Annotated in this window: 13 protein-coding genes; all 13 read right to left on the reverse strand. The window is 43.1% G+C overall.

Features of this window, described 5'->3' with window-relative positions:
• Positions 1-106: 106 nt before the first annotated feature.
• The gene (locus tag INT76_RS02975; protein WP_212572022.1) at positions 107-763 is read right to left on the reverse strand and encodes a CBS and ACT domain-containing protein; all 657 of its coding nucleotides are present in this window, start codon (positions 761-763) and stop codon (positions 107-109) included.
• A gap of 302 nt (positions 764-1,065) precedes the next feature.
• Positions 1,066-1,776 carry an ABC transporter ATP-binding protein gene (locus INT76_RS02980; RefSeq protein WP_212572024.1) on the reverse strand — a complete coding sequence of 237 codons (711 nt, stop codon included), beginning with the start codon at positions 1,774-1,776 and terminating at the stop codon, positions 1,066-1,068.
• Positions 1,776-2,540, reverse strand: a complete 765-nt coding sequence (locus INT76_RS02985) for an ABC transporter ATP-binding protein (RefSeq protein ID WP_212572026.1) — start codon at positions 2,538-2,540, stop codon at positions 1,776-1,778. Before INT76_RS02985 ends, INT76_RS02980 begins: the two co-directional genes overlap by 1 nt.
• On the reverse strand, positions 2,540-3,490 hold the full coding sequence (locus INT76_RS02990) for a branched-chain amino acid ABC transporter permease (protein WP_212572028.1): 951 nt from the start codon (positions 3,488-3,490) through the stop codon (positions 2,540-2,542). The genes INT76_RS02985 and INT76_RS02990 overlap by 1 nt, the downstream gene beginning before the upstream one ends.
• 2 nt (positions 3,491-3,492) lie before the next feature.
• Complete coding sequence (locus INT76_RS02995) at positions 3,493-4,380, reverse strand: branched-chain amino acid ABC transporter permease (RefSeq protein WP_212572030.1); 888 nt, start codon at positions 4,378-4,380, stop codon at positions 3,493-3,495.
• Between the two features lie 204 nt (positions 4,381-4,584).
• Positions 4,585-5,757 carry an ABC transporter substrate-binding protein gene (locus tag INT76_RS03000; protein ID WP_212572031.1) on the reverse strand — a complete coding sequence of 391 codons (1,173 nt, stop codon included), beginning with the start codon at positions 5,755-5,757 and terminating at the stop codon, positions 4,585-4,587.
• A gap of 88 nt (positions 5,758-5,845) precedes the next feature.
• Entirely contained in the window at positions 5,846-6,118 is a 273-nt protein-coding gene (locus INT76_RS03005) for a YlbG family protein (protein WP_212572033.1), read from the reverse strand.
• Positions 6,119-6,243: 125 nt separating this feature from the next.
• The gene (locus INT76_RS03010) at positions 6,244-6,834 is read right to left on the reverse strand and encodes an ATP-dependent Clp protease proteolytic subunit (RefSeq protein ID WP_212572035.1); all 591 of its coding nucleotides are present in this window, start codon (positions 6,832-6,834) and stop codon (positions 6,244-6,246) included.
• Positions 6,835-6,913: 79 nt separating this feature from the next.
• On the reverse strand, positions 6,914-7,570 hold the full coding sequence (locus INT76_RS03015; RefSeq protein ID WP_212572036.1) for an ABC transporter ATP-binding protein: 657 nt from the start codon (positions 7,568-7,570) through the stop codon (positions 6,914-6,916).
• Positions 7,563-8,435, reverse strand: coding sequence for a hypothetical protein (locus INT76_RS03020; RefSeq protein WP_212572038.1), 873 nt, complete (start codon positions 8,433-8,435; stop codon positions 7,563-7,565). The genes INT76_RS03015 and INT76_RS03020 overlap by 8 nt, the downstream gene beginning before the upstream one ends.
• Before the next feature lie 554 nt (positions 8,436-8,989).
• Positions 8,990-9,619 (reverse strand): uracil phosphoribosyltransferase, encoded by a 630-nt coding sequence (gene upp / locus INT76_RS03025; protein ID WP_212572040.1) that lies wholly within the window; start codon positions 9,617-9,619, stop codon positions 8,990-8,992.
• An 81-nt stretch (positions 9,620-9,700) separates the two neighbouring features.
• Positions 9,701-11,311, reverse strand: coding sequence for a glycoside hydrolase family 13 protein (locus INT76_RS03030; RefSeq protein WP_212572042.1), 1,611 nt, complete (start codon positions 11,309-11,311; stop codon positions 9,701-9,703).
• A 63-nt stretch (positions 11,312-11,374) separates the two neighbouring features.
• Positions 11,375-12,823, reverse strand: a complete 1,449-nt coding sequence (gene gtfA, locus INT76_RS03035) for a sucrose phosphorylase (protein ID WP_212572044.1) — start codon at positions 12,821-12,823, stop codon at positions 11,375-11,377.
• Between the last annotated feature and the right edge of the window lie 16 nt (positions 12,824-12,839).

The raw sequence follows: 12,839 nt of genomic DNA on the forward strand, positions 1-12,839 counted from the left end.
TTGGAGTGTAAAACACGAACAAATCTGCCAATCAACCACTGCGCTGAGATGTTGACACGAACTCTGAGAAGTGGCGCTGGGCTTTTTGCCCAGCCTCTTTTCATCTCTAAATTTTCTTAGCTACTGTTGGGGTGATGCTTTCAACATGGATACCTGCTTCTTTGAAAATCGTCTGAAGCTGGTCACAGTCCACCTTGCCTTCAATTTGAACTTCGATGGCTACATTGCCCGCCTTAGTAGCAATCTGGACAGTGCTGATAATGTTGTGTCCTTGCTCGGCAATCAGCTTGATAATTTTCTCCAGCTCACCAGCCTTATTCTCAGCCAAAAAGCGAGCCCGGACTCCTTCTTCACCATAGCCTGATACATGAAGAAAGGCCGCAAAGACATCACGATCTGTGATAACACCGTAGAGTTGTTCATTATCCACAACCGGCAGAATGCCTACCTTATGTTTAAACATCAGATACACAGCATCTTCCAGACTAGCAAAGCGGGAAACGGTGATAACATCGCGAATCATGACATCCTTAACCTTGGTCTTGTTGAGTAGGTAGTTCATCTCATAGATGGACAGACTGGTCGCTTTGGATGGACTTGCTTCAGCGATGGTACCTTCCGTAACCAGTCCAACCAACTTATCATTTTCGATAACTGGCAAGCGGTGAATATCCTGCTCCCGCATCAAATCAGCTGCATGAGCAATCGTCGTTTCCGGCGAAATATAAATTACTTTTCGAGTCATAAAATCATTAACAGACATGTAAATACCTCCCTCGTTTTATACTTCATTATACCACAAATTAGAAAACGATTACATATTTTGTTGAAAAAATATGAAAATCCCTAAATTAAAAAATTATCCAAAATGGACCTTTTCTTTGATCTGAACCGCTTGCCAGCGGTTCTCATTTCCAACCCAAAATCAAAATAAAAGAAAAGACCGTCTGCCGACGGTCCCTATCTTCAAGCTAAAATGAGGCGTCAGCCTCGGGGGAAAAATACCAGTCATTTTTGGCTGGTATTTCCTATCTCCCGATTAAAACAGCCTATCCGTAGGCTGTTTTAACCACCCAGATATGCTTTTTTGACTTCTTCTGAAGCGAGGAGTTCTTGTCCGGTTCCTGTCAGAACGATTTTCCCTGTTTCAAGGACGTAGCCACGGTCTGCGATAGAAAGGGCCTTGTTAGCGTTCTGTTCAATCAAGAGAACCGTCGTTCCCTGCTTTTGAATATCCTGAATAATATCAAAGATTTCTTGGATAAAGATTGGCGCCAAGCCCATGGATGGCTCGTCCAAGAGCAGGAGTTTGGGCTGGCTCATAAGGGCCCGGCCCATGGCCAACATCTGCTGTTCACCACCGGAAAGAGTTGCCGCATCTTGGTTTTTCCGCTCTTCTAAGCGAGGAAAACGGGAAAAAACTTTTTTAAGATTGGCCTGATTTTCCTCACGGTTGTTGCGGAGAAAGGCTCCCATCTCCAAGTTTTCCATAACCGTCAGACTAGGGAAAACATGACGCCCTTCAGGTACCTGTGACAAGCCGTCTGCAACGATTTTTCGAGCTGGCACCTTTTGAATTTCATTTCCGAGGAAGGAAATTGTGCCAGATGACGGACGGACTAAACCAGAAATGGTACGAAGAATGGAGGTTTTACCAGCACCATTGGCACCGATTAGAGTTACAACCTCCCCCTGATTGACTTCAAAGGATACATTTTTCACAGCTTCGATGACACCGTAATGTACCGATAGATTTTCAACTTTCAACATAGACATTAGGCCTCACCTCCCAAATAGGCTTCAATAACGCGTTTGTTGTTACGGATTTCCTCAGGCTTGCCATGGGCAATCAAGCGGCCGTATTCCAAAACGTAGATGCGCTCGGTGACTTCCATTACTAGGCTCATGTCATGCTCAATAAGCATGATGGTAATCTTAAATTCATCTTTGATTTTCCGGATGAGTTGGGTCAATTCTGCCGTTTCTTGCGGATTCATTCCCGCAGCAGGTTCATCAAGGAAAAGGATTTTTGGCTCTGTTGCTAAGGCGCGAACGATTTCCAAACGACGTTGTTGACCGTAGGGCAGATTTTTAGCCAAGGTATCCGCATCCTTATCCAAGTCAAAGATTTTCAAGAGGCTGATAGCCTTGTTCTTCAACTCTTCTTCGTTTTTGTAGAAGGCTGGTAGGCGGAAGAAGCTGGCAAAGATATGCGATTTGCCGTGATTTCCAAGTCCAATCAATACATTTTCCAGCACCGTCATATTCTTAAACAAGCGAATGTTCTGGAAGGTACGGGCCAAGCCCAAGGAAGCAATCTTAGAAGGAGATTTTCCATTCAAGGTCACCCCAGCCAGAACGACGTTGCCTTCACTTGGTTCATAGACACCTGTCAACAGGTTGAAGAGCGTTGTCTTACCTGCTCCATTGGGGCCAATAAGACCAACCAATTCCCCTTCGTTCAGTTCCATGGTAACATCACCAACGGCTGTTAAACCACCGAAATTTTTCGTTAATTTTTCTACTTCAAGTAATGCCATTAGTTGGTTTCCTCCTTCTTCTTAAAGAGTCCTGAAAAGGCCAATTCCTTGGTTCCCAAGAGACCACCTGGACGGAAAATCATCAAGAGGATGAGGGCCAACGAGTAGATAATCATGCTGATGTCAGCATAGCTCTTGAGGAAGACATTGAGAATTCCCAAAACAATAGCTGCGACAAAGGTACCTGTGATAGCCCCCAAACCTCCCAATACGATGATAATCAAGATATTTACAGAGGTCATGAATGAGAAGTCTTTCGGTACGATTGTTCCAACATAGCCTGCATGCAGACCGCCTGCAATCGCCGCTGTCATAGCACCAAAGACAAAGGCAGAAACCTTAACCACTGTTGGATTGACCCCAACTGATTCGGCTGCAATTTCATCTTCTCGCACAGAAATAGTCGACCGCCCCATCGGACTGCGCAGGAAATTGACTGTAAAGATTGTGGTAATAGCAACAAAAACGTAAACCATCTGCCAGTTGGTAAAGAGAGGGATAGACATGATTCCTGCTGCGCCATTTGTCAGACTGCCACCATTGATAATCAGGATACGAATGATTTCAGCAACACCCAATGTCGCAATAGCTAGATAGTCTCCCTTCAAACGAAGTGTTGGAATACCAACCAAGAGGGCAACCGCACCAGCCAGAACCATTCCAACAAGGAGGGCGAGCGCAAAGCCGCCGTAGTTTGGCATCATCTTACCGATAATACCGACCGAATAAGCTCCAATTGCCATGAAACCAGCGTGCCCCAAGGAGAATTGACCAGAGAAACCAACAATCAGGTTCAAGCCAACTGCCAGAATAATGTTGATACCGATTTGCTGAACAATTTGAACATAGTAGAAGTTCAGCACTCCCATGGCAACCAAGCCTTGAATCAAGGCAAAACCAAGGACCAAAATGCCCAACCAAATCAGATTAACTTTTAAATTTTGCTTCATGATTACACCTTCTCTTTCACATTTTTACCGAGAATACCACTTGGTCTCACCAAGAGAATGATAATCAAAACGATATAGACAATCGCATCACGGAAGGTATCCAGTCCAATCACATAAGTGAAGGTCTCGATAATACCGATAACGATACCTCCAAGTGCTGCACCTGGGATAATACCGATACCACCCAATACTGCCGCAACGAATGCCTTAAGACCTGGCGTCATCCCCATCAAAGGTTCAATCTGGTTGTAGTAAAGACCAAGAAGAACTCCAGCTGCGCCTGCAAGGGCAGAACCTAGGGCAAAGGTAAAGCTGATTGTCCGGTTGACATTGATTCCCATCAGTTGAGCTGCATCGCTGTCGACCGACACGGCACGCATAGCTTTCCCCATCTTGGTTTTTTTCACAATCAGTTGCAAGGCAACCATGAGGAAAAGAGAAACGCCCAGAATGATCAACTGGATATTGGTCACAGAAACAGGCCCTAACTGGAAGGTCACTGCTTCAATCGCCTGAGGAAAGGCCCGAACATCGGCTGTAAAGAATTTAATCATGGTGTATTCTAAGAAGAAAGATACACCGATAGCTGTAATCAAAGCCGCAATACGGGTTGAGTTTCGCAAGGGCCGATAGGCTAAAAATTCGATAACCACACCTAAAATAGCCGTTCCAATCATGGACAAAATCAAGGCCACAAAGAAGCGCAGACTACCATCAGCAATGAAGGTCAGTTGGTTAAGAAGATAATACCCCATAAAGGCACCCATCATGTAGATGTCTCCGTGGGCAAAGTTAATGAGTTTGATAATTCCGTAGACCATGGTGTAGCCCAGAGCTAAAAGGGCATATACAGAACCAAGTATCAAACCATTGACGAGTTGTTGAAGCATAGGTTCACCAAACTTTCTAAGTAAATAGGACTGTGACAGTCACAGAAAACAGCTCAGCTAAGAACTAGCTTGTGTTGTTTATTTGGACTATGCACGCAGATTCTATTGTAGCGGATTTTCTGAAAACGAGCAAGATTCTTTCCCTGCTCTTTTATCCGCCTTTTCAGGGCTAACAAGGGAAAAAGAGGGAAGCCCCTCTTTTGCCTATTCTGAGATTGATACAGTGTCAACTGAAGATTGCTTACCGTCGGTCAATCCAACGACGTAAACAGATTTCACAACGTTGTGTTCTTTATCAATAGACATAGTACCTGTTACACCTTCAAAGTCTTTCAAAGTTGACAGATTGTCTTTGATTTCAGTAGAGTTTTTTGCACCCTTAGCCGCTTCTGCTGCCATGTAAACAGAGTCATAAGCAAGCGCTGAGAACATAGATGGTTCTTCACCGTATTCTGCTACATAAGCATCGTAGAAGGCTTTTGCACGATCACTAGCAGTTGTTACAAAGGCTGACAGGTAGTATACATTGCTGGCTGCTGAAGCAGTCGCCAACTCTGCAAATTGTGGTGAGTCAAAACCGTCTGATCCAAGAATTGGCTGGTTAAGACCAAGACCACGCGCTTGTTTTACAATTGTACCTGTTTCGTTGTAGTATCCTGGCATGATAATCGCATCAAATTCAAGGTCTTTCAATTTTGTAAGAGCAGCTTGGAAGTCCTTGTCTCCTGAAGCAAAGGTAATTTTTGAAACGATCTCTCCCTTGTAGGCTTTCTCAAATGCTTCTGCAACTCCTTTACCGTAGTCAGAAGAGTTGTCATAGTAGAGAACAACTTTCTTTGCATTCAAGTTGGAGGTTGCGTATTCTGCCATGATTTGACCTTGGTAGCCGTCTGTAAAGGTTGCACGGAAGAAGTATTCCTGAACATTTCCCTTATCGTCCACTACGAGGTCTGTCTGAGTACCAGAAGGAGTAATCATTGGAATACCTGCAGAAGTTGCTGCCGGGATTGATGCAGCTGAAGCGCCAGAAGTTGCTGGACCGATGATGAGGTTTGCTCCTTCACTAGCCAAGCTAGTTGCTACTGTTGCTGCTTCTGCTGTTTCAGACTTGTTGTCTTTTTTGATGACCTCAATCTGCTTACCGTCCACACCGCCTGCTGCATTGATTTCCTTAACAGCGAGGTCTGCACCGTTCGCTTCGGTCTGACCGTAAGAAGAAACCGCACCAGACAGCTCTAGGTTATAACCAACCTTGAGTGTGTCACCTACTTCGGCAGCAGTTGATGCGCTATTTGTAGTTGATACATCTCCACAGGCAGCAAGAAGTGCTACCGAAGCAAAGGTCACAAGAGCCTTAGCAAATGATCTTTTTTTCATAAAAAACTCCTTAATGTTCTTTCAAAAAATAATGTACATCTAATATACTGAATTATCTGAAAATTGTCAACAAAAAAAGAAAAATATTTTATAAAACAATATTTTTCTCTTCTTCTCTCCATAAACTGCCGACAAAGTTCTGATCCAAGTCCTTGATATAGGACGGTTCAACGCGTTTGACAAATTTTTCTTTTTCTAATTTTTCCTTCAAATCCGCTGCCTGCTGTCCATCCACATAGAGGATCAGGTAGCGCAAACGACGGGAATGATATACGATATCTCCAAACTGACTCAGTTTACGAGCGTCGCGGTTATAATGAAGGTAAATGGCCAAGCTCGTTCGCTCTTTTTTCTCAAACATGGTGTTCTCCTTTTACAAGTCTACCCTACCATTATACTCTTTTCAGTTCAAAATGAAAAGGGAGCAAGCTGAAAATCCTCTCTGACTCCAATGGATTTTCGCTTTGCTCTCTGAGAAGGCTTTTCTTATTTCAGGTTGGTGTTTTCCATTACCTTATCAATAAAGCCATAGGCTAGCGTTTCTTCAGCAGTCATCCAGTAATCACGTTCTGCATCCTTATGAATCTGCTCAACGGTCTTACCTGAGTTGTCCGCCAAAATCTGCTCCAACTTGTTACGAGTCTTAAGCAGGTGCTCTGCTGCAATGGCCATGTCTGTCTGTTGGGTACCACCACCTGTGCCACCCATTGGCTGGTGAATCATGTACTCAGCATTTGGCAACATAAAGCGTTTGCCTTTGGCACCGCTTGAAGCAATCACCGTTCCCATGCTGGCTGCTGTTCCCATAACAATGGTCTGCACATCAGACTTGATAAAGTTCATGGTATCAACGATAGCAAGACCTGCAGATACTGAACCTCCTGGTGTATTTACATAGAGGTAAATATCCTTGGTTGGGTCTTGGGCATCAAGAAAGAGCAACTGGGCAATGATAGAGTTGGCCATATTGTCTTCAACAGGCCCTGTCAGCATGACAATCCGATCTTTCAATAAGCGGGAGTAAATATCGTAGGAACGTTCACCGCGGCTCGTTTGTTCAATAACTACTGGAATCATGATTTTCTCCTTAAATTCAAACTTCCCTCTCATTATACTGAAAAGGTCAAACATGGTCAAATATTTAACATGGAAACACTTATTTTGTTTCTATTATCAATTTTTGGTTCTTAATTCGGTAAATTTGATCGGCTATGCTTTGAAGGCGACTGTCATGACTGGCAATAATCACAATCTTTCCCTTCTCTTTTTGCTCGAGGAGTAACTCTTGCACAAGCTGGATATTGTCTTCATCGAGATTAGCTGTCGGCTCATCCGCTAGAAGAATCGGGCTATTGACCACCAAACCTCGAATAATCGCCGCTCGCTGCTTCTGTCCGCCGGATATTTTCCTGACCTTGCTATCTCCCACTTCTTCAAGGTCGAACGTGCGCAACAGGCGGTCAATCTCTGCTTCTGCTTGGTAAGGTTTAGACGAGTATAAAAAGGGAAGAACAATGTTTTCTCTGACGGTATAGTCTGCGATTAAGGCAAAGTCTTGCGGAATATAGGCAATCGATTGACTCCGAAAGGCACTCATTGCTTCATCGTCTTCCAGTAGGTAGGTTTGCCCTTTGTAGAAATAATCGCCCTTTTCCCAAGTTTTCAGGCCAGCTATTATATCCAGTAAGGTCGTTTTCCCCTTGCCAGACTTGCTGGTGAGTAGGACAATTTCTCCTGATTGTGCTTGAAAATCTGCTTCTTGAAAAATCAGTTTGTCTTTGTATTTTTTGGTGAACTGGCGTAACTCAAGCATCCAAAACTCCTTTCGTATAGGTCTGACACCATTTGTACACAATGGCAGCCAAACCACTATTCAACAAGCAGAGATAGAGGTAGTCCTGCCAGATGGCGCCGAATGGCAACAGGTGGATAAAAATCAAGAACAACAGCAAACCGATGACGATGGGAGCTGCCAACAACCGAAAAAGAGAAATAGATAATTTCTTTTTTCCCCACCCCAGAATCCGCAAGGTTCGCAGTTCTTCCTGACATATTTTCAGGCTGGCGCGCAACAAGATAAGGATAAAAAGAAAGGAAATCCCCAAAAATACGAAGCAAGCAACCAGACCGAACCAGAAATTGGACAGATAGTAAGAGATGTAGGCTTGATAGATGTCCTTGTAGCTTATGATTTTAAAGGCAAAGCCTGCTTGATGAGCTGCTGAGAGGAACTCTTGTTGGCTCTGACTATCCATATCTCGTACTAAAAATTCTTCAAAGGCATAAGATAGGTGATCTTCTGATAGGAAGAGGCTGTATAAAACACGCTCTGTAACCAATTGCAGTTGACCTCCGTTTTCGTACTCAAGAACATTGAGATATATTTTTGCTCCGTTCTCTTTTTGGGTAAAGGTTGTAGACAGCAGTTGGTAGAGCTCCTTCTTTTCCTGATCTGTAAATTCTTCCAGAACGGCTCCATCTGCTGCAAGTTCTACATCATAGACCAAGGACAAGCTTCCTTTCTCCACTTCTTTTCTGATAATATCCTGTCTTGACCAGGACCGAATCAGCTGACTGGTTTCATTCCATAAAAAGAGGTTCATTAAAAAGGTAACTAGGACTAAGCCCAGAAAGAGAAACCATCTTTTTTTAAGTACAAGTCTATAAATACTTCTCATAAACGGTACCTCAGAACAAGAGATAGGAACAAGATGTTGCCCAAAAACAAAAGCAAGATCACCAGCAGAAACCAAAGGAACTGGGATGAAGGAACTGCCAAAAAAAGAAAAGCTCCGCCAGAAACAAGTGCAAGAGGCAAAAACAAGCCGAGGGCATGGGAGCAAAGATAAGCGTAGAGATAGTCCGACCTCGCCAGCCCTAAAAGGCGATGGGTTCGCAACTCTTTTATCATGGCTAGAAAACTGATCATAGTTAGAAGGAGATTGGTGGCTGCTACTAGAAGAAGAGGCACCAGAGGTAATTGGCGTAAAAAGAATAAAAAAGAAAGTAAAGAAACTGTAAAGACATCTAAAAGAAGGAATTGATTTAACTGCTTTTTGATTTCCCTAGCCATCTCTTCTCCCTTCTGCTTCTCTTGGTTCAAAACAGAGCTGATTTACACAATTTTATTTATTTTTTCTTTATAGTATACTTTATTTTTTCTGTCTTGTCAGCTTTTTATGGCAATTCTGTCAAAAAAAGAGGGAGTACAAAATCTCCCCCTTCTGGATCTTTATTTGGTACCGAATAGGCGGTCGCCTGCGTCACCAAGACCAGGTACGATGTAGCCTTTTTCATCCAAGCGCTCATCGAGAGCTGCTGTGTAGATGTCAATGTCTGGATGAGCTTCCTGAAGCACTTTTACCCCTTCTGGAGCTGCTACAAGGGCTACGAACTTGATATTTGATGCGCCACGTTTCTTCAGAGTTTCAATCGCCATAACTGCTGAACCACCGGTTGCTAACATTGGATCAACCACAAAGATATGACGGTGGTCAATATCTTCTGGCAACTTCACTAGGTACTCAACTGGTTGCAGTGTTTCTTCGTTACGGTACATACCAATGTGACCAACCTTAGCTGCTGGAACCAGGCTCAACAAGCCATCCACCATACCAATACCTGCACGCAAGATTGGAACGATGGCCAATTTTTTACCAGCCAGTTGCTTCTGAACGGTGGTAGTGATTGGTGTTTCAATCTCTACGTCCTCAAGTGGCAAATCACGCAAGACTTCATATCCCATCAACATTGCGATTTCATTGACAAGTTCACGAAAATCCTTGGTCGATGTATTTTTACGACGTAGGATAGATAGCTTGTGTTGAATAAGTGGATGTGAAATAACTTGAAATTTCCCCATGATGATGTAACCTCTCTTTTTTGTTTTCTTTATTTTACCAAAAAATTTCCAAAAATGCTTGCCAAAAATGGCAAGCAAAACTTATTTTTTGTAAACCCTTGCTTCGTACGGCCTGAGCAAGTTTGAGTGATTGGATAACTCCTGATAATTGCTCATGAAGAGCTCTCCATTGCCAGTCAAATCGGCTGAGTGGGGCTGGTCTTGGGCTGTGAAATTGACAATTACAACGAACGCATCCGCTTCATCATACTTACGGTAAGCTAAAACAGATGGGTTGCCTGTTGGAAGGTTCTGGTAAAGCCCCTGAGATAAACAAGAATAGGTCTTACGTAGCTGAATGAGTCGCTGGTAAGTATAGAAGATGGATTCCTTATTTTCTAGTGCTGTCTGAACATTGACTGCTTCATAGCTCGGATTCAAGTTCAGCCAAGGACTACCCGTTGTGAAGCCTGCATGTTTTTCACCATCCCACTGCATGGGCCTGCGTGCATTGTCACGACCCTTAGCGTTGATGGAAACTAGCACTTCATCTTTACTGTATCCTGCTTCCAAGCGTTCCGCATACATGTTGCGAGTTTCAATATCATCAGCCTCTTTAATATCCTGTATCGGTGTATTGATCATACCGATTTCTTCACCTTGGTAAATATAAGGTGTACCTGACATGAAATGAAGATAAATAGCTAGCATCTTACCACTCAACTCACGAAATTCTGGCCTATCATCACCGAAACGAGAAATGGCACGAGGAAGGTCATGGTTGTTCCAAAATAAGGAGTTCCACCCCTTGCCTACCAGTTCTGTCTGCCATTTGGAGAGAACTTGGTGCAAGCGTGCCGGTTCAAGCGGTGCCAAGTCCCATTTTTCCTTTCCTTCCTCTTGATCAAGACAGACATGTTCAAACTGGAAAATCATGGAGAGCTCATTTCTATCTGGATGTGAATAAAGCTGGGCTTTCTCAGGATTGGCACTCCAAGTTTCTCCAACTGTTACAAGATCGTAGGCTCCGAATGTGTTTTCATTTAATTCCTGAATCAGAAAATGAAGAGTTGGTCCATCGGCGGTAATTAACTTTTCTGGCTCTTTTCCTATCAAATCAATCATGTCTAACCGAAACCCACCTACACCTTTTTCAATCCAAAAGTTAATCATATTCCATATCTCTTGTTTTAGGGAAGGATTTTTCCAGTTAAGGTCTGGCTGCTTGACAGAGAACTGGTGTAGATAGTATTTGTCTAAATGGGGAACGTACTCCCATGCTGACCCTGAAAAGGTTGATTTGAGTGAGTTGGGTTCTTTGGCCCAAACATAATAATCATGATAGGGATTCTCCTCCCCCTTAAGCGCCTCTTGAAACCAAACGTGTTCATCCGAAGTATGGTTGAGAACCAAGTCCATGACAATCTTGATGTTTCGCTTACGCCCTTCGGCAATCAATTGATCCATATCTTCCATTGTACCGAACTCGGGGGCAATGACCTGATAATCACTAATATCATAGCCATTATCATCCATGGGAGATTGATAAACCGGACTGAGCCAGATAGCATCAATGCCCAACTCACTTAAATAATCGAGGCGACTGATAATTCCTCTAATGTCCCCAATACCATCTCCATTGGAATCTTGAAAACTACGCGGATAAATTTGATAAATAACGGATTTCTTCCACCAGTCTGTTTTTTCTACCATAATGACTGTCCTTTCTTTGTATCTGCTTAGGCAAGAAAAAGAGGGAAGCCCTCTTTATTCCTATTATAACTCAATTGTGGTGGTTTTACCTTCCTCAATTTCAACAATTTCAAAGGTTTTATCCTTGAGGTTCGCTGTCAAGCGAGCTGAAATACCTGCGTCTTGATTAAACCAGAGAATGGTCAAATTATGTTCATCTACCATCTGCACAGAAAATTCACCATCAAAGGCTGGACTGGTATTGCGGAACTTGAGGAGTTTAAATAGAGCTTGCACAATAGGGCGCTCTACCTCGCGCTCAATTTCTGCTAATTCGTAGTAGTGACGATTGATATTACGCCCTTCTTTTGTTGACTCCAATAATTCAATATCATTTTCGCCTGCCAAAAGTCCAACATAGTAAATCTGTGGAATCCCTGGGGCAAAACATTGAAGAACACGCGCCAACAGGTAGGCTTGATCATTATTGCCCAGCGCTGAATAATAGGTACAGTTGATTTGGTAGATGTCTAAATTGTTATAGGCTTCTGTGCTATAAATTTTCTTTACATTCGCTCCTTGTGCATACAAGGCTTCACGAGTTGCTTCTGTTTCCTCATCTGTCAGCAAATCCTTGACATCCACAACGCCGATACCGTCGTGCGTATCCAAGGTTGTAAACTGCTTGCGTGGACAAATTTCCATCCAATGAACAAGGCGATTGACATGCCCTGAATACAATGCATGGAGAACCAGCATTGGCAAAGCAAAGTCATAGACATAGTAATCCTGCTCTGCAATTTTCTGTTGAATCGTGTAATGTTCATGGATTTCTGGTAAGATTTCGACATCTTTTGGTGCTAATAGTTGACGTGGAAAATGCAGCATTTCCCAAATATCTGGCTCAACAAAGAAACAGTTCGTTCCAATCTTTTTGTTGGCGTAGGCAAAAGCATCTAAACGAATGATGGAAGCTCCATGCTCTGCCAACTGTTCCAATTTTTCTTGGATGAAGCGACGGGTTGTTTCTGTTGTCACATCTAAGTCAATCTGCTCCTCATCAAAGGTACACCATACTTTTTCCTCACTGCCATCTGCAAACTTAGCAATTCGATAAGGAGCACGAGGTTTGCGCTTATAAATCAAATCGACATCCTCTTGAGTCGGTTCCCCGTTTGGCCAAAAGTTTTTATAGCGAATGAACAAATCCGCATAAGCTGATTTATCTTTCTTTTCGAGGAAATCAAGGAAATACGGTGACTTGGCCGAAATATGATTGATCATAAAATCAAACATGAGGTAGTAGTCTTTGCTTAGTGCTTCAATATCTGACCAGTCTCCAAATGCAGGATCAACCTTTGTATAGTCCATGGGTGCAAAGCCACGATCCCCTGATGATGGGAAGAATGGCAGGATATGAATCCCTCCTACTACATCCTTTAATGGCCCCTCAAGCACTTTTTTCAAATCCTTGAGATTCTTACCTAAACTATCCGAATAGGTAATCAACATGGCTTGGTTTTTAATTTTCATAGCTACTCTCCTTTTG

The organism is Streptococcus oriscaviae (assembly GCF_018137985.1).
Classification (GTDB): Bacteria; Bacillota; Bacilli; order Lactobacillales; family Streptococcaceae; genus Streptococcus; species Streptococcus oriscaviae.